Here is a 19,979-nt window from a genome sequence, read left to right on the forward strand (position 1 = left end):
TGTTTTGGCCGCATAAACAGTCGCTTGGAAACTGAAAAGGCCCCGAGGTTCCGGTGCCCGCCGCCTTCAATGGCGTTTTATAGACAAGTGGCAAGTACCTTCGCAAGGTTCTGCGCGCGCGGGTCCATCAATACGTAAGGCCCGAGCGTGTTGGTCACGAAGCCAAAAGCCACATCATGTTCCGGGTCGGCAAAACCCAAGGAGCCCCCGGCCCCCGGATGACCGAACGCCCGTGGGCCGAGGCCGTAGGTCGCATTCGGCACATCCGGCTGGTCGAGCATGCAACCCAGGCCGAAACGGGTCTGGGTCAACAAAGTCTTATCCTCGCCGAAGCTGTGCTGGCGAGTCAGTTCATCGAGCATTTCACCTTCCAGCAGGCTGCCATCCAGCAGCCCCGCATAGAACCCGGCCAGGCTACGGGCGTTACCGTGGCCGTTGGCCGCCGGTTGCTGCATGCGCCGCCACTCCGATTTGTTGGTACTGGTCATGATCGACGGCGGGTTGGTGAAGGCCCGGGTGGTCATGGCCGTGGGCTCGCGCATCGTCACCTGCAGCAGGCGTTGGGCCGCGGCATCGCCGACGTTACCTTTGCCACGGGCGATGTGGGCCACGCGATGAAACTCCTCGTCGGCCAGGCCAACATGAAAATCCAGGCCCAACGGCTTGGCCACACGGGCCACGATGGACTCACCCGGACCACGCCCATCAGCCCTTCGCAGCAGCTCGCCGATCAGCCAGCCATAGGTGATCGCGGCATAACCGTGACCCTCGCCCGGCGTCCACCAAGGTGCTTCGGCGGCCAGGGCATCGACCATGGCTTGCCAGTCATAAAGCGCTTCGGGCGGCAGCAATTCACGCAGCGCCGGCAGCCCGGCCTGATGGCAGAGCAACTGACGCAGGGTAATGGATTGCTTGCCGGCGGCGGCAAACTCGGGCCAATAGCGGGCTACCGGGGCATCCAGCTGCAACTTGCCTTCGGCCACCAGTTGCAGGGCGGTGACGGCGGTGAAGGTCTTGGTGCAGGAAAACAGGTTGGCGATGGTGTCGCTGTGCCAGGCTTCATGGCCATCCTTGTCGGCGGTACCGGCCCACAGATCGATTACCGTGCGACCACCCACCTGGATGCACAACGCCGCGCCGCGCTCCTGGGGATTATCGAACAGCGCCGCGAACGCTTCACGCACCGCCTCGAACTGAAGTTCATAATGGCCTTGAATCTGCACCCGTAACTCCCTTGAAACAAACACTTTTAAGGTGGCAGGCATTGTTTCAGCCATTAGGGTTTTTGGGAACCGTCGCAAGACGGCTGGCTAAGCATGCCCACCGAGGCAAGAAGAACCTGTGGGAGCAAGGCTTGCCCGCGATGAGGCCCGCGAGGTCTTTCTGAAACTCAGGTGCCTTCATCGCGGGCAGCCTTGCTCCCACAAATACATTGCTTCACCGTGAAATCGCAGCAGCCTCAGGAAATCTCCCGCCGAAACGGCGGCAGCGCGTTGAGGATCGCCTTGCCATAGCGCTGGGTTACCAGCCTGCGGTCGAGCAAGGTGATGGTGCCGCGGTCTTCCTCGGTGCGCAGCAGGCGGCCACACGCCTGGACCAGCTTCAGCGAAGCGTCCGGTACGGAAATTTCCATGAACGGGTTGCCGCCTCGGGCTTCGATCCACTCGGCCAGCGCGGCTTCCACCGGGTCATCGGGGACCGAGAACGGAATCTTGGCAATCACCACGTGCTCGCAATAGGCACCGGGCAAGTCCACGCCTTCGGCAAAACTCGCCAGGCCGAACAGCACGCTGGAATCCCCACCATCGACCCGCGCCTTGTGTTTGTTCAGGGTTTCCTGCTTCGACAGGTTGCCCTGGATGAACACCTGCTTGCGCCAGTCACGGTCAAGGCCATCGAACACGTCCTGCATCTGTTTGCGCGAGGAAAACAGCACCAGGGTGCCCCGTGAGCCTTCCACCAGTTCCGGCAGGTCGCGGATGATCGCCGCCGTGTGGGCAGCGGCATCCCGCGGATCGGCCTTGAGGTCCGGCACCCGCAGCACGCCGGCGTCGGCGTGGTGGAAGGGGCTCGGGACCACGGCGGTCACGGCTTTCTTCGGCAGGCCGGCGCGCATGCGGAAGCGGTCGAACGTGCCCAGGGCGGTCAGCGTGGCGGACGTCACCAGCGCGCCATAGGCCACGTTCCACAGGTTGCGACGCAGCATTTCCGCCGCCAGGATCGGGCTGGCATTGACCTCTATATCGAACAGCGAACCGCTTTCGGCCAGGGTCAGCCACCGCGCCATTGGCGGGTTGTCTTCCGGGTCTTCGGCGGTGAAGGCCGTCCACAGTTCCCAGTTGCCTTGTGAGCGGGACAACAGGCTGCCAAACAGCGGGTACCACTCCTCGGCCTGGTTGCTGGCGATTCCGATGTTGACCTCGCCATCCATGCCTTCCTTGAGCAGGTCGGTCAGGCGCGTGAACAGGTCGGTCAGGCGTGCGAAACCTTTCTTGAGCTCGATGCCCATTTCGCGCATGTGCTCGGGGATCACCCCGCCGACAAACCGATGGCGTGGCCGCTCGCGGCCCTCGACGTCTTCGCCGGGCTTGAAGTCGGCCACCTGCTCGCAAGCGGTGAACATGAACTGCTGGTTCGTCTTGATTTCCCGCGCCAGCTCCGGCACTTGCTCGATGAACTTGCCCAGGTCGCCCGGCAATGGATGCTGGGCCAACAGTTTGGTGAGGTTCTTGGCAGTGGTTTCCAGCCAGTCGGCGGTGGAGCGCAGCCGGGTGTAATGGGCGAAATGGCCGATGGCCTTGTCCGGCAGGTGGTGACCTTCGTCGAACACGTAGATCGTGTCGCGCGGGTCCGGCAGCACCGCACCACCGCCCAGGGCCAGGTCGGCCAGCACCATGTCGTGGTTGGTGACGATGACGTCGACCTTGCCCATGCCTTCGCGAGCCTTGTAGAAGGCGCACTGGCCGAAGTTCGGGCAATGCCGGTTGGTGCACTGGCTATGATCGGTGGTCAGGCGGGACCAGTCGGCGTCTTCCAGGGCCGTGGACCAGCTGTCGCGGTCGCCGTCCCATTTATTGCCGGCCAGCTTCTCGATCATGCTGGTGAACAGCTTCTGGCTGGCCTCATCGACTTCAATCTTGAAGCCTTCTTCTTCGAACAACTGGGCCGTGGCGGTCTGCGCGTGGCCTTCCTGGAGCAACATGTCGAGCTTGGAAAGGCACATGTAGCGCCCACGGCCCTTGGCCAGCGCGAACGTGAAATTCAGCCCGCTATTGCGCATCAGGTCGGGCAGGTCCTTGTAGACGATCTGCTCCTGCAGGGCGACGGTGGCCGTGGCGATCACCAGGCGTTTGCCGGCGGCCTTGGCAGTGGGAATCGCCGCCAGGCTGTAGGCCACGGTCTTGCCGGTACCGGTGCCGGCCTCCACCGCCACGATAGCGGGCTCGCCACTGCGCCGACCTTCGTCGTCGGTGTCGATGTCACCCAGGACTTTTGCCACTTCGGCAATCATCAGGCGCTGGCCATATCGCGGCTTGAGGCTCTTGGCTTCGAGAAAACGCGAATAGGCGCCCTGGATCGTGGTTTTGAGTTCGGTGCTGATCATGTATGGTCGGGCGCTAAAAACGCTGGATAAATTTTCAGTGGTTCGGATCGGCGGCTATCATACCCCGCTAATGAATCCTGCGCAGAACGGAGTAACCCAATGACACCCTTTGCCCTCGTCTACACCCTGCATTTACTGGCGGCCCTGGTCTGGGTCGGCGGCATGTTTTTCGCCTGGATGATCCTGCGCCCCGCCGCAATGACGGCGCTTGAGGGCCCTGCCCGGCTCAAGCTGTGGGTAGAAGTGTTTCAGCGTTTTTTCGTCTGGGTCTGGGTCGCCGTGGTGCTTTTACCGATCAGCGGTGTAGGCCTGATCCATGTGCGCTTCGCCGGTTTCGAAACCGCGCCGCGGTACGTGCAGGTGATGATGGGGTTGTACGTGGTGATGACAGCGCTGTTTATCCGCATCCAAGGCCTGCAGCTGCCGGCATTGCGTAGCGCCGTGACGGCGCAGGACTGGCCGGCGGGTGCGGCGGTGCTGGGGAAGATTCGGCGGTTGGTGGGGATCAACCTGTTGATCGGCTTGCTGGTGGTGGCGATTGGCGCGGCGCGACCGATGTTCTGAAAAGATTGTACAAGACCCTGTGGGAGCGAGCTTGCTCGCGATAGCGGTGGATCAGTCAGCCTTATGTGACTGACATACCACTATCGCGAGCAAGCTCGCTCCCACAGGTTCAGATCAGGTTTTTCTTCAGAACCGCTGCACCGTTACCACCCCAGCCGCTCCGGCAGGCCCAGGCTGACCGTCAGCGCCAGGACGACCGCTTTTGCCGCCGTCAGCGGTATAGACCAGGCAGCCCTTGGCCTTGCCTCCCGCCCCGGGTTTGCCGCCGTGCCCCGCCGCGCCACCGGCACCGCCGTCCACCGTCACTTTGATCTGCTCGGCAGGATAGGCGCGGGGCAGTTCAAGGCGTACCAGCGCACCGGCCGCACCCGGCTGGCCATCGCTGCCATTGCTGCCGTCGGCCCCGCGACCGGCCGAACCCCAGGTGCAACCCGGCGCCTGGCCATTGGCGCCGTCAAGACCGACGAAACCCGGCGCACCGGTACCACCGCGGGCATCCACCGACAACAGCGGCGCATTCAAGGCATTGAAACGCAGGTTGAGATCGCGCCCAGGCCGCGCGGCCTTGGTATAGGTACCCGGTGCGCCGCGTGAAGTGATCTGGCTGCCCTCGGCCAGCTCAGCCTGGGCCACTTTCATTTCCAATACCTGCTGCGCCGGCACGATGGCGATCCGCGCCTCACGTCCCAGGTGCAATTGATCGATGGTCAGTTCAGTGACATTGGAAGGCACCAGCAGCGTGCCGTAGTCGGCCACGTCCAGTCGCTCGAGGGCCAGGGTGCTGGTGGTGTTGGGCAGGCGCATCAACGAATGGCTTTCGACCTGGACCACCTGGGCCGAAGCCCACGGGCATACGAGTGCGGCGAGCAGACACAATTTACGCATGGGAAGCCTCTGGCGCGGTCGGGAGGGTTTGCAAATGGAAGATACCGAACAGCAGCACTCTGAGGCGATCACGACCTGGCGCGGGGCGGCCACGGAAACTGGCCCTGAACAACAGCAGTTCCAGCACATGGAGCACCAGCAAAAACGCGCCGGCGACGTTGACCAGCAGATGCAGCGGATGGACGAACGGCACGACCAGATTGACCAGCACCACCAGCCAGAACAACAGGGTCAGCAAGCGCCCCAGCCCCCAAAACACCTTCATATGCCCCCCTGATCGGGAATTATTCTTTGCGCGCACAGTAACGGCTTGCGCGCAGGATAAGCCAGAGGGTCAGGCAAATTTAATCTAACCTGAGCCCCGGCTCGCCTTCCCGACGACCCGGTAGCCCTGGCCCGCGCTTCAACGCTGGATATGCAGCTCGACCCGACGGTTCTGCGCCCGTCCTTCGTCGGTCTCATTGTCGGCCACCGGCTCGCTTTCGCCTTTGCCTTCGCTGGTGAGTTTGTCGGGGGCCAGCCCCTGGGTCAGCAAATACTCCACGACGCTGCTGGCCCGACGTTCAGACAGCCCCTGGTTATAGGCATCACTGCCGACACTGTCGGTGTGACCCACGACCCGGATGCTGGCGACATTGGCATGGCTGAGCTTGCCCATCAGCCCATCGAGCTGGCTTCGAGCTTCTGCGGTGAGGTCGGATTTGTCGAAATCGAACAGTACCTTGCCGGCATCGTTGAGGGTGATGACCTCGCTAGCCGGTGCTTCAGGCTCCACAGGTGGGGCACTGGCCGGGTATTGCGGCACCGGGCAACCGTGATGTTCGACAGGGGTATTGGCCGGTGTATCAGGGCAACGGTCGCGGCGGTCGAACACCCCGTCGTCGTCTTCATCGCCATCCTGGGCGTAGCAGATCAAACCACCGCCCAGCAGCCCCAACGCGGCGCCACCGGCGGCCCAACCGCTGCTTTCAATGGCCCCCAACCCGCCACCGACCAGGCCGCCGATCAGGCTACAGATTGGCCAGGTGCGTTGATTGAGAGGTGCGCTGCCGTCGCTGTGAGTGGCGCAACCGGACAACAGACTGCTCGCCAGCAGTACCGGTAAGGCGGCCCTGATTAGAACGTTCATGATGAAGGCTCCTGTGTCACCGGCCCATACCGGTCACACAGGAGTAAAGACCCGCATCCGCAACTCCACAAGCCGCGGATGGCAAGGGTTTCAACGGTTTATCTTGATTTCCGTGCGACGGTTCATTGCGCGGCCGTCGGCGGTCTTGTTATCGGCCACCGGCTGGCTCTCACCGGCGCCGGACACCGAGACAAAACTGGCACGCGGTACGCCGTTGTCGACCAGGTACTGCACCACCGAGTTGGCCCGTTTCTCCGACAACCGTTGGTTGTAGGCATCGCTGCCGACACTGTCGGTATGGCCGGTGACCCGCAGTTGCGTGGTGGACGTTTCCTGTTTCAGCCGGGTCGCAACGCCGCTCAGGACATTTTTGTCGGCCGGGGTCAGCGTGGCTTTGTTGAACTCAAAGTGCACGTCGCGGATCACGATGGTTTCTTCCTTGACCACTGGAGGCTCTTCAGCCATTGGCGGTGGTGCGGGAGGTGGGCAACCGTCGGCATCGACCTGCACGCCCTTCGGTGTGCCCGGGCACTTGTCGCGGCTGTCCGGCACGCCATCGCCGTCTTCATCGCCATCGCCGTGTACCCAGCAATAAGCCGCCGCCATGCCACCGACGAACAACGCGCCGCCGCCAGCCCAGGAACTACTTTCGGTGGCGCCCAAGCCTGCGCCGATCACACCGCCGACGGCGGCACAGGTCGGCCAGTCGGTTTTCTGCAAACCTGCGCAACCAGTCAACACACTGGTTAGCAGAACCAGGGGTAACGCTGTCCGAACTATGCTCATCGGTTTTCTCCTTGAGGGATCGGCTTGTCGCCGATTCAGGGGAGTAAAGACCCGTCTTCGAATCTGCGCCAGCCTGAGTAATCGCGGGTTTTCGCCCCGTGTTTGCGAAGATTCCGCACGTTCAGGGACAAACCGCTCTAGGCCACGATGTCCGGGCAGGCTATCGTGGTGGTTCTGACTGAGGAACTTCGATGACCGTTGCCATTTCTGCGCGTACGCCCCAGCAAGCCTTGGCGGCCGTGCTTGACCGTTATGCCCCGCAAAAACTGCTATTGATCGGTGCCAGCGGCTTTCCCGCGCTCGAAGCATTCCAGCAGGCCCATCCCGACACCGAAGTGGTCCACGCCAGCCCCGGCGCACTGCCGGCGGAGGTGGCGGCGCGGCGTTTTGACCTGGCCCTGGCGCTCGATTGCCTGGAGCATTTGCCCAAGCGCGAGGGTCTGAACCTGTTGGGTGGCATCCGCAATCTCAATGCCAGCCGCATCGCCGTGCTGGCAGACCTCAACGCCTGCGGCTGGCAAGAGACGGACTTTTTTTCCCTGGCCCTGCAAGCCAGCGAGCGATTCCAGCGCGAAGATCAGGTCCTGACCCTGTTTACCTACGATCTGCTTGAATACAAACAGGTCCCCGACTGGCTCAACTCGCGCTTTTGGGCCAACCCGGAAAATTTTGGAAAATACTGGTGGTAACCGTGAACACAAGCCCGCACACACCCATTTGCCCCTGCGGCAGTGGAAACCCACTGGACGCCTGCTGCGGCCACTACCACGACGGTCACCCGGCGCCCTGCGCCGAAGCCTTGATGCGCTCGCGCTACAGCGCCTATGTGCTGGGGCTGGTTGATTACCTGGTCGCCACCACCCTGCCCGCCCAGCAGCCAGGCCTCGATCGCCAGTCGATCAGCGAGTGGAGCGCCAACAGCACCTGGTTGGGGCTGGAAGTGGAAAGCAGCGAAGTGCTCGGTGGTCAACCGGAACACGCCTTTGTCACGTTCACGGCACGCTGGCACGACGGCCAGGGCGAGCACAGCCACCGCGAGCAGTCCTCCTTCGTACAGAACAGCGGGCGCTGGTACTTCATCGACCCGACCGTACCGGTCAAGACCGGCCGCAACGACGGCTGCCCTTGCGGTAGCGGGCATAAATTCAAAAAGTGCTGCGCCGGCTACTTCAATCGTTGATCTCGCAAATGTCCGACACTCATCCATCGGCCCATGGGGCTAGACTGGGGGTAAACCAGAGGCTCGGACATGACCGCCACATCACTCCTGCTGCGCATCACCTGCCTGCTGCTGTTCGTCGGGCTCGGCGGTTGCGCGTCCTGGCAAGGTGAAGAAGCCCCTGAACCACAGGTGCACCTGGTCAAGGTCGAGGTGGTGCGGGCCCGGCTGCTGGAACAGAAGTTCATGCTGCACTTTCGCGTCGATAACCCCGGCGACAGCGACCTGACCGTTCGCGGCCTGACATACCGCATCCACCTGGGCGACCTGTTGCTGACCGAAGGTGAGCATGAACACTGGTTCACCGTGAGCCCCCGGCACAGCGCCTACTTCAAGGTGCCGATCCGCACCAACCTGTGGCCGCAGGTGCGGCAGGTGGTGAAGTTGCTGGAGAAACCCCGGGAACAGATCCCCTATCGTCTGGAAGGTGAGCTGGAAACCGGATTATTCATCGCTCACTACGTGCACCTGGAACGCAATGGCGTGATAATCGCCGCCGATTTTATTGCGGAGTAACCCCGATGACCCAACAACCCCACGTCCATGGCCCTGATTGCAACCACGATCACGACCATCATCACGATCATGACCACGGCCATGTCCACGGTCCGAACTGCGGCCACGCCCACCAGGAACCGGTGCGCAACGCCCTGAAGGATGTCGGCCGCAACGACCCTTGCCCGTGCGGCAATGGCAAGAAATTCAAGAAGTGCCACGGGGCTTGAGGGTCCGGGCGAAAAACCTTTTCGCCTGCTAGACCGTCATCGCGAGCAAGCTCGCTCCCACAGGAGATTTGCGAAGAATCAATGTGGGAGCGAGCCTGCTCGCGATGAGGCCGGCACATTCAGCACCTGTCTGTCAGCCCGCCTGCAAAATCCGCTTCACAGCAACCACCGTCGCATACTCGCCATGCAAGTTGCCCAGGGACATGGCATGCACGTCGGCCGCCGAACGGGCGTTGCCGAAGTAATCGCTCTTGTCGAAGGTAAAGCAGGCATCCTCGACCACCCACGTGTCGAATCCCAGGTTGCCGGCCGTACGCGCCGTGGACTCCACCGAGTTGTGCGTCGCCACGCCGACGATCACCAGTTGCCCGATGCCCGCCCTGCGCAGGTCTTCCTCCAGGCGCGTGCCACTGAACGCATCCGGTACTTGTTTCTGCACCAGCCCTTCCCCCGCCAGCGGTTCGAACCGTGGCTGGACCTCCACGCCCGACTGCCCCGGCCAGAACACCGAGTCCGGCGAGCGGGACAAGTGGTGGACGTGAATCACCGGTCGTGCCGTGTGTCGCCATAAAGCCAGTAGCTCGAGCATGCGCAGCTCTGCCTCGGGATTGTTGCGAGGGCCGAGTCTGGGATGAAGGATGCCTTTTTGTTGATCGATGAGGATCAGCGCTGCGTTGTGTTGTAGCTCCATACCAGTTTTCTCTTCTCGATCACTGAATCTTCCACACTTGAGCATCACCTCTTCCTACAGGCAAGCCTTCGAGCAAAAGCGATGCCCCAGCCCCGGAGTTTCATCGCCAAACCAACAAATAACCCTCGCCCCGCTTGCGCGGCCCCCTCCTGCTCACTAACGTAGCGCCTTTATTGGTGCCACCCCCCCTCCCGCAGGAGCTTTGCCATGGCCTCGCCAGCCTCTATTTCCGTTATCCCCCGGCTCGGCGTTGCCGCCGCAGTGGCCAGTGTGCTCGGCTTGAGCGGATGCCAGACCTGGAATGCCCAGGACACTGTCCCACCGACTTCCGGTGTGCAACCGCTCAAGGGGCTGGCGCAGAACGTCTCGGTCCGGCGCAATGCCACGGGCATGCCGCTGATCGAAAGCAACAGCTTCCATGACGCCCTGTTCACCCTCGGCTACGTCCACGCCAGCGATCGCATCACCCAGATGGTGACCCTGCGCCTACTGGCCCAGGGGCGGCTGGCAGAGATGTCCGGCGCCGAACGGCTGGACGTCGACCGCTACATGCGCGCCGTCAACCTGAAGAAAAACGCCGACGAGCTGTACAAGGCATCTTCGCCACGGCTCAAGCGCTTCTTCGAAGTCTATGCCCGCGGCGTCAACGCCTACCTGTTCCGCTACCGCGACAAGTTGCCGTCGGACCTGGCCGCCACCGGCTACAAACCCGAATACTGGAAACCGGAAGACTCGGCGCTGATGTTCTGCCTGCTGAATTTCAGCCAGTCAGCCAACCTGCCGGAAGAAATCGCCAGCCTGGTACTGGCCCAGACCGTCACCAATGACAAACTCGCCTGGCTGAGCCCGTCCTATCCAGACGAACCACTGCCCATGGCCGAGGCCGACAAACTCCAGGGCTTGCGACTCAATGGCCAGATTCCGGGCCTGAACGAGATCAGCAAGGCCACCAGCCAGTTGGCCGAGCTGAACCTTTTGAGCGCTGCGTCTTCGAGTAACTGGGCCATCGCGCCGCAACGCAGCCGCAGCGGCAAGAGCCTGTTGGCCAGCGACAGCCATGGGCCGCTGGGCATGCCGGGGCTGTGGAGCCCCGTACAGATCCGCGCACCCAAGTACCAGGCGGCCGGGATTTCCGTGGCGGGGATCCCGATGATCCTGGCCGGGTTCAACGGCAAAGTGGCCTGGAGCATGACCAGCGTACTGGGGGACAACCAGGATCTGTTCCTGGAAAAAATCCGCCGCCAGGGCAACAGCCTGTCCTATGAGGTCAACGGCAAATGGCAGCCAGCGATCGTGCGCAACGAAACCTATTTCATCAAAGGCCAGCGGCCGATTCGTGAAGCGGTGTTCGAGACCCGTCACGGCCCGCTGCTCAACAGCGCCCAGGGCCCGGCCATGGCCAACGGCTTTGGCCTGGCCTTGCAGACGCCGAGCTTGAGCGACGACAAGACTTTGGATGCCTTCTTCGACCTGTCCCGGGCGCAGACCGTCGAGAAAGCCTCCGACGCCAGCCGGGAAATCCGCGCCATGGCGGTGAACCTGGTATTTGCCGACGCCAGCCATATCGGCTGGCAAGTCACCGGTCGCTATCCAAACCGCCGTGAAGGCGAAGGCCTGTTGCCGTCGCCGGGTTGGGACGGTCGCTACGATTGGGACGGTTACGCCGACCCGATGCTGCACCCTTATGATCAGGACCCGGCCCAGGGCTGGCTTGGCACGGCCAACCAACGGGTCATCCCACACGGCTATGGCATGCAGCTGTCCAACTCGTGGGCCGCACCGGAGCGTGGCGAACGCATGGCCGAGCTGGCCGGCGCGGGCAAGCACGACACTCGCAGCCTGACCGCCATGCAATATGACCAAGGCACGACGTTCGCGGCCAAGCTCAAGAAAGTCTTCGAAGCACCGGGCATGGCCCAGCCGCTCAAACAGGCGATCGAAGCCCTGCCGGTGGCTGACCGGGCCAAGGCCCGCGAGGCCTACACTCGCTTGATGGCATTTGATGGCCGGCTCAGCCCGACCTCCGCCGACGCGGCGATCTATGAGCTGTTCCTGCAGGAAAGCATGAAGCAGATTTTCCTCGACGAACTGGGCCCGGACAGCAGCCCGGCGTGGAAGGCGCTGGTCGCCAACGGCCAATTGTCCTACTCGGCCCAGGCCGATCATCTGCTGGGGCGTGAAGACAGCCCGTTCTGGGACGATGTGCGCACACCTCAGAAAGAAGACAAGGCCGTCATCCTCGCCCGCAGCCTGGCCGCCACCATCAGCGCCGGTGAAAGCCAGTTGGGCGGTGATCGCAAGGCTTGGCAGTGGGGCCAGTTGCATCGCTACGCGTGGAAGAACAGCAACAGCCAGATCGTACGCGGCCCGCTGCCGGCCGGTGGCGACGCCAGCACGCTCAACACCGCAGCGTTCGCTGAGGGGCAGGACTTCAACACCACCCTGGCGCCAGCCATGCGCTTTATCATCGACTTCGGCCAGCCTGAACCGTTGATGATCCAGGATGGTGCCGGACAGTCCGGCAACCCGGTCAGCCCGAACTACGCCAATGGCATCGATCCATGGATCAAGGGGCAGTACCAGAGCCTGCCGTTGCAATCGCAGAATTTCGATCGGGGCTATGGCAAGTCGCGGTTGACCCTGGTGCCTGGCAAATAACAGCAGGCTGTTCATTGCCCTGTAGGAGCTGCCGAAGGCTCGGGCCGCGTTCGGACGATCTTTTGATCTTTCGCTTGAGATTCAAGCATCAGGGGAAAGATCGCAGCCTCGTTGCACTCGTCAGCTCCTACAGTCCCACAGGCCAGCGGGGCGGGGCGACGTTTTGCTAGATTTCCTCGCCACATTTGTCCATCCCATCACCCGATCCTGCCCCCCGAAAATCCGATAGAACTTCTCCCCTTACCCTCGCCTCTACCTGACAAGCCCATCGCTCCGGTGACCGCATGGATCTTGTCATTGCCCGCCCCGAAGGCTTGTACTGTCCGCCCGGGGATTTCTACATCGACCCGTGGCGTGCGGTGGAACGTTCGGTCATCACCCACGCCCACGGCGACCATGCCCGCAGCGGCAACCAACACTACCTGGCAGCGGCACCCGGCGAAGGCATTCTGCGTTCACGCCTGGGCCAGGACATCAACCTGCAAACCCTGCCCTACGGCGAACGCCTGTCGCATCATGGCGTGACCTTGAGCTTTCACCCCGCCGGCCATGTGCTGGGCTCGGCCCAGGTGCGGCTGGAATATCAAGGCGAGGTCTGGGTGGCGTCGGGGGATTACAAAGTCGAGCCTGACGGCACCTGCACCCCGTTCGAGCCGGTGAAATGCCATACCTTCATCACTGAATCGACCTTCGGCCTGCCAATCTACCGCTGGCAGCCCCAGGCGCAGATCTTCGAAGAGATCAACCAGTGGTGGCGCGGGAACATCGCCGCCGGCCGAGCCAGCGTGTTGTTCTGCTATTCCTTCGGCAAGGCCCAGCGGATTCTTCACGCCATCGATGAAAGCCTCGGCCCGATCCTGGCCCATGGGGCGGTGGAGCCACTGAACCGGGTCTACCGCGAGGCCGGTGTTCACCTGCCGCCGACAATTTATGCCAGCGACATCAACAAGAACGACCCGATCATGGGCCGGGCGCTGGTCATCGCCCCGCCCTCTGCCGGTGGCAGCAGCTGGATGCGCCGCTTCGGCGACTACAGCGACGCCTTCGCCAGCGGCTGGATGCGCCTGCGCGGTACGCGACGGCGGCGCGGCGTGGACCGGGGTTTTGTGCTGTCCGACCACGCCGACTGGCCTGGCCTGCTCTGGGCCATCGAACAGACCGGCGCCGAGCGGGTGATGGTCACCCACGGCTCGGTAAGCGTGCTGGTGCGCCATCTCTGCGAGCAAGGTCTCGACGCCCAGGGGTTCAGCACCGAATACGGTGACGATGAAGAAGACCTCGCCACGGCCACCGACAGCGGTGAGGAGGCGTCATGAAAGCCTTCGCCGAGCTGTACGCCGAACTGGACGCCACCACCTCCAGCAATGCCAAGCTTGCCGCCATGCAAGCCTATTTCACCAAGGCCTCGCCTCAGGACGCGGCGTGGGCCGTGTACTTCCTGTCCGGCGGGCGACCACGGCAACTGGTGCCGGTAAAAATCCTGCGGGAGTTGGCGGTCCAGGTATCCGGATTGTCGCTCTGGCTGTTCGAGGAAAGTTATCAGGCCGTGGGCGACCTGGCCGAAACCATTTCGCTGGTAATACCCGAATCGCCCCATAGCTCCGATGAAGGCCTGGCGCTGTGGATCGAAGAGAAGCTGCTGCCGTTGCGCGGTGAGTCGCCCGAAATCCTGGCTGAACAGCTCCCGGCGCTGTGGGCGCAACTCGATCGGCCGAGCCTGATGCTGTGCATCAAGCTCATTACCGGCAGCTTTCGCGTCGGCGTGTCAAAACTGCTGGTAACCCGGGCCCTGGCCGGCATGGCCAACCTGGACAGCAAGCGGGTGGCCCAACGCCTGGTGGGCTACACCGACCTGTCCCATCGTCCGACGGCCGCCAGTTACCTCAAGCTGATCGCGGCCGAATCCGCCGATGAACATGCCCAGCGCGGCGGCCAGCCTTATCCGTTTTTCCTGGCCCATGCCCTGTCTGCCCCGGTGGAGCAATTCGACACCCTGCTGGGACCGGCCAACGACTGGCAGGTGGAATGGAAATGGGACGGCATCCGTTCCCAGGTGATCAAGCGCGATGGCCATTTATGGGTCTGGTCTCGAGGCGAGGAACTGGTGACCGAGCGCTTCCCCGAACTGCACGCCCTGGCGCAGGTACTGCCCGACGGTACCGTGATCGATGGCGAAATCGTCGTGTGGAAAACCGCCCGGCCGGTGACCGGGGACGCCTTCGACCCGGACGCGCCGTTGCAGCCGGCGGTGCAACCCTTCGCCCTGTTGCAACAGCGCATCGGTCGCAAGACCCTGGGCAAGAAAATCCTCGAGGATGCCCCGGTGGTGGTGATGGCCTACGACCTGCTGGAATGGCAAGGCGAGGACTGGCGCAGCCGCCCCCAGGCCGAGCGCCGCGAACGGCTGGAAGCGCTGATCGCCCGTGTTCACAGCCCGGTGTTGTTGCCATCGCCGACGGTCACCGGCCAGGACTGGTTCGACCTCGCCCGGCAACGCGAAGCCTCTCGCCGCCTCGGTGTCGAGGGCATGATGCTCAAGGCTCGCAACGCGCTATACGGCGTCGGTCGCACCAAGGACATGGGCGTGTGGTGGAAATGGAAGATCGACCCCTTCAGCGTCGACGCGGTGCTGATCTACGCCCAGCGCGGCCACGGCCGGCGCGCCAGCCTGTACAGCGACTACACCTTCGCCGTATGGGACAACCCGCCGGACAGTCGCGAGCGCACGCTGGTGCCGTTTGCCAAGGCTTATTCAGGGCTGACCGATGCAGAAATGCGCCAGGTCGACAGCATCGTGCGCAAGACCACCGTGGAGAAGTTCGGCCCGGTGAGCAGCGTCACACCCACCCTGGTGTTCGAACTGGGTTTCGAAGGCATCGCCCTGTCCAATCGCCACAAAAGCGGGATCGCGGTGCGCTTTCCACGGATGTTGCGCTGGCGCCAGGATAAAACCGTCGAAGAGGCAGATACCTTGGCAACGCTTCAGGACCTGCTGAAATAGCGCGGTACGCTCTTTGTGGCGAGGGGATTTATCCCCGCTGGGCTGCGAAGCGGCCCCAAAAAGCCTGAGATGAACAACCTGACACTCCGAGGCGACTGACTGTTGGGGCTGCTGCGCAGCCCAACGGGGATAAATCCCCTCGCCACAAATAATGGCTCACCCCATAGCGTTTCCCAAACAACGCACGCTCCATCCCGGTGCATCTTTTGATGTACGCTCATCCCCGCGCACCATCGCATTCCGTTGCCAGCCGTCGAAGCTTTTAAAACACTTGTTCGGCACTCTGGTTCGGAAATTGCTACCTTTATGCCGTCATACCGTTCTCGCCTTCACCGGTAACAATACTTACGCGCCACAAGCGCTCATATTGGTTTTAGGGATTGAATAATGAAAAAAGCACTGCTGACCCTTTCTGCACTGGCGTTGTGCATGGCTGCTGGCATCGCCACGGCCAAGGAATACAAGGAACTGCGTTTTGGTGTCGATCCTTCCTACGCCCCGTTTGAGTCCAAAGCCGCCGACGGCAGCCTGGTCGGTTTCGACATCGATCTGGGCAACGCGATCTGCGCAGAGCTGAAGGTCAAATGCAAATGGGTCGAAAGCGATTTCGACGGCATGATCCCAGGCCTCAAGGCCAATAAATTCGACGGCGTGATCTCCTCCATGACCGTTACCCCGGCTCGCGAAAAAGCCATCGACTTCTCCAGCGAGCTGTTCTCCGGCCCAACGGCCTATGTCTTCAAGAAGGGCTCGGGCCTGAGCGAAGACGTTGCCTCGCTCAAAGGCAAGACCGTCGGCTACGAGCAAGGCACCATCCAGGAAGCCTACGCCAAGGCCGTGCTGGACAAGGCCGGCGTCAAGACCCAGGCCTACCAGAACCAGGACCAGGTTTATTCCGACCTGACCTCCGGCCGCCTCGATGCAGCGATCCAGGACATGCTGCAGGCCGAATTGGGCTTCCTGAAATCGCCAAAAGGCGAAGGCTATGAAATCAGCAAGCCGGTGGACAGCGAGCTGTTGCCCGCCAAGACCGCGATCGGTATCAAGAAAGGTAACAGTGAGCTGAAGGCACTTTTGGATAAAGGTATCAAAGCGTTACACGACGACGGCAAATACGCCGAGATCCAGAAAAAACACTTTGGCGATCTGAATCTGTACAGCGGCAAATAATGCGCTGCGCCCATCCGGTCTCGGATGGGCGCTTTTCTCCTGCCAAAGGCTTTCTTCCATGTTCGAACAACTCCTACAAAATCTGGGGCTCTCCGCCTTCAGCCTGCAGGGCTTTGGCCCGCTGCTGATGCAAGGTACCTGGATGACCATCAAGCTGTCGGCCCTGTCCCTGTTGCTGAGCGTCTTGCTCGGCCTGCTGGGCGCCAGTGCCAAGCTGTCCAGCGTCAAACTGCTGCGAATCCCTGCCCAGCTCTACACCACGCTGATCCGCGGCGTGCCGGACCTGGTGCTGATGCTGCTGATCTTCTACAGCCTGCAAACCTGGCTGACCTCGCTTACCGACTTCATGGAATGGGAATACATCGAGATCGACCCATTCGGCGCCGGGGTGATTACCCTGGGCTTCATCTATGGCGCGTACTTCACCGAAACCTTTCGCGGCGCGATCCTCGCGGTCCCCCGAGGCCAGGTCGAAGCCGCCACCGCGTATGGCCTCAAACGTGGCCAGCGCTTTCGCTTCGTGGTGTTTCCACAAATGATGCGCTTTGCCCTGCCGGGTATCGGCAACAACTGGATGGTGATGCTCAAGGCCACCGCGCTGGTGTCGATCATCGGCCTGGCCGATCTGGTCAAGGCCGCCCAGGATGCGGGCAAGAGCACCTACCAGCTGTTCTACTTCCTGGTACTGGCGGCACTGATCTATCTGCTGATCACCAGCGCGTCCAACTTCATCCTGCGCTGGCTTGAACGCCGCTATGCCGCCGGAGCCCGGGAGGCGGTGCGATGATCGAACTTCTGCAAGAATACTGGCGGCCATTCCTTTACAGCGATGGCGTCAACGTCACGGGCCTGGCCATGACCCTGTGGCTGCTCAGCGCCTCGCTGCTGATCGGTTTCCTGGTGTCGATCCCGCTGTCCATCGCCCGGGTTTCACCCAAGTTCTACGTCCGCTGGCCGGTGCAGTTCTACACCTACCTGTTCCGTGGTACGCCGCTCTATATCCAACTGCTGATCTGCTACACCGGCATCTACAGCATCGCGGCGGTGCGCGCCCAGCCCATGCTCGACAGTTTCTTTCGCGACGCGATGAACTGCACGATCCTGGCCTTCGCCTTGAACACCTGCGCCTACACCACGGAAATTTTCGCCGGGGCGATTCGCAGCATGAACCATGGCGAAGTCGAGGCGGCCAAGGCCTACGGCCTGACCGGTTGGAAGCTGTACACCTACGTGATCATGCCGTCGGCGTTGCGCCGCTCGCTGCCGTATTACAGCAACGAAGTCATCTTGATGCTGCACTCGACGACCGTGGCGTTCACCGCTACCGTTCCAGACGTGCTGAAAGTGGCCCGGGACGCCAACTCGGCGACATTCCTGACGTTCCAGTCGTTCGGGATCGCCGCGTTGATCTACCTGACCGTCACCTTTGCACTGGTGGGCCTCTTCCGCCTCGCCGAACGCCGCTGGCTGGCCTTTCTCGGGCCGACCCACTAGGGCTTTTGTTCCAGGACACACACGCAAATGCGCCACCAGATCCATGACCTGCTGGCCCCGGTACCGGGGACCGCACGCAAGATCCACAGCTTTCACTTCGGCCCGGAAAAAGCCGTCGGCAAAATCTATATCCAGTCGTCCCTGCACGCCGATGAGCTGCCGGGCATGCTGGTCGCCTGGCACCTCAAGCAGCGCCTGGCCGAACTCGAAGCGTCGGGCCACCTGCGGCACGAGATCGTGCTGGTGCCCGTCGCCAACCCTATCGGCCTCGAACAAGTGCTGATGGACGTGCCCCTGGGCCGCTACGAAACCGAGAGCGGGCAGAACTTCAACCGCCGCTTCGTCGACCTGAGCGAAGAGATCGGCAACGAAATCCAGGACCTGCTCACCGACGATCCGCAGCACAACCTGATGCTGATCCGCACCAGCCTGCGCGACGCCCTCGCCCGGCAGACCCCAGGCACGCAATTGCAATCCCTGCGCCTGGCCCTGCAACGGCTGGCCTGCGACGCCGACATGGTGCTGGACCTGCATTGCGACTTCGAAGCCGTGGCCCACCTCTACACCACACCCGAAGCCTGGCCACAGGTCGAACCGCTGGCCCGCTACATCGGCGCCGAAGCCTGCCTGCTGGCGACCGATTCGGGCGGCCAGTCGTTCGACGAATGCTTCACCCTGCTCTGGTGGCAACTCAAGGAACGCTTCGGCGAACGCTTCGAGATTCCCCTGGGCAGCTTTTCGGTCACCGTGGAATTGCGTGGCCAGGGTGACGTCAACCACGGGCTGGCGAGCCTGGACTGCCAGGCCTTGATCGAATACCTGATCCGTTTCGGCGCCATCGACGGCGAACCGATGCCCATGCCCGAGCTGCCTTACCCGGCCACGCCGCTGGCCGCTGTCGAGCCGGTGGCAACGCCCGTGGGTGGATTGCTGGTCTACAGCGCCCTGCCTGGCGAATACCTGGAGGCGGGGCAGTTGATCGCGGAAGTCATCGACCCGGTCAACGACACCGTCACCCCCGTTCATTGCCGTAACGCCGGGCTGCTATACGCCCGTTCGCTACGCCGCATGGCCACGGCCGGCATGGTGATCGCCCATGTCGCCGGCACCGAAGCCTATCGCAGCGGCTACCTACTTTCGCCTTGAGGATGCATGCTCCATGTACAAACTGACCATCGAAGGCCTGCATAAAAGCTATGGCGAACATGAAGTGCTCAAGGGCGTTTCGCTCAAGGCCAAGACCGGCGACGTCATCAGCCTCATTGGCGCCAGCGGCTCAGGCAAAAGTACCTTTTTGCGCTGCATCAACTTCCTCGAACAACCCAACGACGGCGCCATGAGCCTGGACGGCCAGCCGATCCAGATGATCAAGGACCGCCACGGCATGCACGTGGCCGACGCCGACGAACTGCAACGCATCCGCACGCGCCTGGCCATGGTGTTCCAACACTTCAACCTGTGGAGCCACATGACCGTGCTGGAAAACATCACCATGGCGCCACGCCGGGTGCTGGGGGTCAGCAAGCAGGAAGCCGACGACCGCGCCCGTCGTTATCTCGACAAGGTCGGCCTGCCGGCACGGGTCGCCGAGCAATACCCGGCGTTCCTCTCCGGCGGCCAGCAACAGCGCGTGGCCATTGCCCGCGCCCTGGCGATGGAGCCGGAGGTGATGCTGTTCGACGAACCCACCTCGGCCCTGGACCCGGAGCTGGTGGGTGAAGTACTGAAGGTGATCCAGGGCCTGGCTGAGGAAGGCCGGACCATGATCATGGTGACCCACGAAATGAGCTTCGCCCGCAAAGTCTCGAACCAGGTGCTGTTCCTGCACCAGGGCCTGGTGGAAGAAGAAGGCAGGCCGGAAGACGTGCTGGGCAATCCCACCAGCGAACGACTCAAGCAGTTTCTCAGTGGCAACCTGAAATAAACCTCGGGTTCGATCGTTCCCACGCTCCTGCGTGGGAATGTCGCCAGGGACGCTCACCACGATATCCTGCATAAAACCTTTCGCATCCCGCCGTGGTCACTGAAAGAAGACGTTCAGGGCGCACACGGC

At 62.4% G+C, this 19,979-nt stretch carries 20 protein-coding genes; 13 read left to right on the plus strand and 7 right to left on the minus strand.

The window, feature by feature from the left end; all coding sequences use genetic code 11:
• Positions 1-77: 77 nt before the first annotated feature.
• Together KGA89_RS00370 and dinG are read right to left on the minus strand one after the other, a co-directional pair.
• Entirely contained in the window at positions 78-1,223 is a 1,146-nt protein-coding gene (locus tag KGA89_RS00370) for an EstA family serine hydrolase (protein WP_003198442.1), read from the minus strand.
• 236 nt (positions 1,224-1,459) lie between these two features.
• On the minus strand, positions 1,460-3,604 hold the full coding sequence (dinG, locus tag KGA89_RS00375) for an ATP-dependent DNA helicase DinG (protein ID WP_003198440.1): 2,145 nt from the start codon (positions 3,602-3,604) through the stop codon (positions 1,460-1,462).
• Positions 3,605-3,703: 99 nt separating this feature from the next.
• On the opposite strand from dinG, the gene KGA89_RS00380 reads away from it, so the two are divergent.
• The gene (locus tag KGA89_RS00380; protein WP_003198438.1) at positions 3,704-4,168 is read left to right on the plus strand and encodes a CopD family protein; all 465 of its coding nucleotides are present in this window, start codon (positions 3,704-3,706) and stop codon (positions 4,166-4,168) included.
• Between the two features lie 126 nt (positions 4,169-4,294).
• On the opposite strand, the gene KGA89_RS00385 is transcribed toward KGA89_RS00380, so the two are convergent.
• From KGA89_RS00385 to KGA89_RS00400, 4 genes are all read right to left on the minus strand, one after another.
• Positions 4,295-5,053, minus strand: a complete 759-nt coding sequence (locus tag KGA89_RS00385; RefSeq protein ID WP_003198436.1) for a hypothetical protein — start codon at positions 5,051-5,053, stop codon at positions 4,295-4,297.
• Positions 5,046-5,318 (minus strand): DUF1145 domain-containing protein, encoded by a 273-nt coding sequence (locus tag KGA89_RS00390; RefSeq protein WP_003198434.1) that lies wholly within the window; start codon positions 5,316-5,318, stop codon positions 5,046-5,048. The genes KGA89_RS00385 and KGA89_RS00390 overlap by 8 nt, the downstream gene beginning before the upstream one ends.
• A gap of 138 nt (positions 5,319-5,456) precedes the next feature.
• Complete coding sequence (locus tag KGA89_RS00395; protein WP_003198431.1) at positions 5,457-6,182, minus strand: OmpA family protein; 726 nt, start codon at positions 6,180-6,182, stop codon at positions 5,457-5,459.
• 90 nt (positions 6,183-6,272) lie between these two features.
• Positions 6,273-6,968: an OmpA family protein gene (locus KGA89_RS00400; protein ID WP_212795596.1), complete on the minus strand. Its 696-nt coding sequence runs from the start codon at positions 6,966-6,968 to the stop codon at positions 6,273-6,275.
• Between the two features lie 191 nt (positions 6,969-7,159).
• Here KGA89_RS00400 and KGA89_RS00405 point away from each other — a divergent pair, with 191 nt between their 5' ends.
• From KGA89_RS00405 to KGA89_RS00420, 4 genes are all read left to right on the plus strand, one after another.
• Entirely contained in the window at positions 7,160-7,657 is a 498-nt protein-coding gene (locus KGA89_RS00405; protein ID WP_027912089.1) for a DUF6231 family protein, read from the plus strand.
• A gap of 2 nt (positions 7,658-7,659) precedes the next feature.
• Positions 7,660-8,148, plus strand: a complete 489-nt coding sequence (locus tag KGA89_RS00410) for a YchJ family protein (RefSeq protein ID WP_003198424.1) — start codon at positions 7,660-7,662, stop codon at positions 8,146-8,148.
• Positions 8,149-8,217: 69 nt separating this feature from the next.
• Positions 8,218-8,703, plus strand: a complete 486-nt coding sequence (locus tag KGA89_RS00415; protein WP_003198422.1) for an LEA type 2 family protein — start codon at positions 8,218-8,220, stop codon at positions 8,701-8,703.
• A 5-nt stretch (positions 8,704-8,708) separates the two neighbouring features.
• On the plus strand, positions 8,709-8,912 hold the full coding sequence (locus tag KGA89_RS00420) for an SEC-C metal-binding domain-containing protein (RefSeq protein WP_003198420.1): 204 nt from the start codon (positions 8,709-8,711) through the stop codon (positions 8,910-8,912).
• 133 nt (positions 8,913-9,045) lie between these two features.
• Here KGA89_RS00420 and KGA89_RS00425 read toward each other — a convergent pair whose 3' ends face one another.
• Positions 9,046-9,603: a cysteine hydrolase family protein gene (locus KGA89_RS00425; RefSeq protein ID WP_003198418.1), complete on the minus strand. Its 558-nt coding sequence runs from the start codon at positions 9,601-9,603 to the stop codon at positions 9,046-9,048.
• 207 nt (positions 9,604-9,810) lie between these two features.
• Between KGA89_RS00425 and KGA89_RS00430 the strand changes: the two genes are divergently transcribed.
• From KGA89_RS00430 to KGA89_RS00465, 8 genes are all read left to right on the plus strand, one after another.
• Positions 9,811-12,261, plus strand: coding sequence for a penicillin acylase family protein (locus KGA89_RS00430; RefSeq protein ID WP_223470189.1), 2,451 nt, complete (start codon positions 9,811-9,813; stop codon positions 12,259-12,261).
• A gap of 284 nt (positions 12,262-12,545) precedes the next feature.
• Complete coding sequence (locus tag KGA89_RS00435) at positions 12,546-13,577, plus strand: ligase-associated DNA damage response exonuclease (RefSeq protein WP_223470191.1); 1,032 nt, start codon at positions 12,546-12,548, stop codon at positions 13,575-13,577.
• Complete coding sequence (locus KGA89_RS00440) at positions 13,574-15,262, plus strand: ATP-dependent DNA ligase (RefSeq protein WP_223470192.1); 1,689 nt, start codon at positions 13,574-13,576, stop codon at positions 15,260-15,262. The genes KGA89_RS00435 and KGA89_RS00440 overlap by 4 nt, the downstream gene beginning before the upstream one ends.
• A 387-nt stretch (positions 15,263-15,649) precedes the next feature.
• Positions 15,650-16,432 (plus strand): transporter substrate-binding domain-containing protein, encoded by a 783-nt coding sequence (locus tag KGA89_RS00445; protein ID WP_223470193.1) that lies wholly within the window; start codon positions 15,650-15,652, stop codon positions 16,430-16,432.
• 58 nt (positions 16,433-16,490) lie between these two features.
• Positions 16,491-17,219 carry an ABC transporter permease gene (locus tag KGA89_RS00450; RefSeq protein ID WP_003198406.1) on the plus strand — a complete coding sequence of 243 codons (729 nt, stop codon included), beginning with the start codon at positions 16,491-16,493 and terminating at the stop codon, positions 17,217-17,219.
• Entirely contained in the window at positions 17,216-17,926 is a 711-nt protein-coding gene (locus KGA89_RS00455) for an ABC transporter permease (RefSeq protein ID WP_003198404.1), read from the plus strand. Before KGA89_RS00450 ends, KGA89_RS00455 begins: the two co-directional genes overlap by 4 nt.
• A gap of 27 nt (positions 17,927-17,953) precedes the next feature.
• Positions 17,954-19,072 carry a succinylglutamate desuccinylase/aspartoacylase family protein gene (locus tag KGA89_RS00460; RefSeq protein ID WP_003198402.1) on the plus strand — a complete coding sequence of 373 codons (1,119 nt, stop codon included), beginning with the start codon at positions 17,954-17,956 and terminating at the stop codon, positions 19,070-19,072.
• A 13-nt stretch (positions 19,073-19,085) separates the two neighbouring features.
• The gene (locus KGA89_RS00465) at positions 19,086-19,850 is read left to right on the plus strand and encodes an ABC transporter ATP-binding protein (protein WP_003198401.1); all 765 of its coding nucleotides are present in this window, start codon (positions 19,086-19,088) and stop codon (positions 19,848-19,850) included.
• Positions 19,851-19,979 lie beyond the last annotated feature (129 nt).

It is taken from the genome of Pseudomonas sp. A-RE-22, assembly GCF_019956035.1.
GTDB lineage: Bacteria > Pseudomonadota > Gammaproteobacteria > Pseudomonadales > Pseudomonadaceae > Aquipseudomonas > Aquipseudomonas brassicacearum.

Coding starts and splice junctions, on each gene's coding strand:
- dinG (WP_003198440.1), bottom strand. CDS start 3,604: ATGATCAGCACCGAACTCAAAACCACGATCCAGGGCGCCTATTCGCGT.
- KGA89_RS00380 (WP_003198438.1), top strand. CDS start 3,704: ATGACACCCTTTGCCCTCGTCTACACCCTGCATTTACTGGCGGCCCTG.
- KGA89_RS00385 (WP_003198436.1), bottom strand. CDS start 5,053: ATGCGTAAATTGTGTCTGCTCGCCGCACTCGTATGCCCGTGGGCTTCG.
- KGA89_RS00390 (WP_003198434.1), bottom strand. CDS start 5,318: ATGAAGGTGTTTTGGGGGCTGGGGCGCTTGCTGACCCTGTTGTTCTGG.
- KGA89_RS00395 (WP_003198431.1), bottom strand. CDS start 6,182: ATGAACGTTCTAATCAGGGCCGCCTTACCGGTACTGCTGGCGAGCAGT.
- KGA89_RS00400 (WP_212795596.1), bottom strand. CDS start 6,968: ATGAGCATAGTTCGGACAGCGTTACCCCTGGTTCTGCTAACCAGTGTG.
- KGA89_RS00405 (WP_027912089.1), top strand. CDS start 7,160: ATGACCGTTGCCATTTCTGCGCGTACGCCCCAGCAAGCCTTGGCGGCC.
- KGA89_RS00415 (WP_003198422.1), top strand. CDS start 8,218: ATGACCGCCACATCACTCCTGCTGCGCATCACCTGCCTGCTGCTGTTC.
- KGA89_RS00420 (WP_003198420.1), top strand. CDS start 8,709: ATGACCCAACAACCCCACGTCCATGGCCCTGATTGCAACCACGATCAC.
- KGA89_RS00425 (WP_003198418.1), bottom strand. CDS start 9,603: ATGGAGCTACAACACAACGCAGCGCTGATCCTCATCGATCAACAAAAA.
- KGA89_RS00430 (WP_223470189.1), top strand. CDS start 9,811: ATGGCCTCGCCAGCCTCTATTTCCGTTATCCCCCGGCTCGGCGTTGCC.
- KGA89_RS00435 (WP_223470191.1), top strand. CDS start 12,546: ATGGATCTTGTCATTGCCCGCCCCGAAGGCTTGTACTGTCCGCCCGGG.
- KGA89_RS00440 (WP_223470192.1), top strand. CDS start 13,574: ATGAAAGCCTTCGCCGAGCTGTACGCCGAACTGGACGCCACCACCTCC.
- KGA89_RS00445 (WP_223470193.1), top strand. CDS start 15,650: ATGAAAAAAGCACTGCTGACCCTTTCTGCACTGGCGTTGTGCATGGCT.
- KGA89_RS00450 (WP_003198406.1), top strand. CDS start 16,491: ATGTTCGAACAACTCCTACAAAATCTGGGGCTCTCCGCCTTCAGCCTG.
- KGA89_RS00455 (WP_003198404.1), top strand. CDS start 17,216: ATGATCGAACTTCTGCAAGAATACTGGCGGCCATTCCTTTACAGCGAT.
- KGA89_RS00460 (WP_003198402.1), top strand. CDS start 17,954: ATGCGCCACCAGATCCATGACCTGCTGGCCCCGGTACCGGGGACCGCA.
- KGA89_RS00465 (WP_003198401.1), top strand. CDS start 19,086: ATGTACAAACTGACCATCGAAGGCCTGCATAAAAGCTATGGCGAACAT.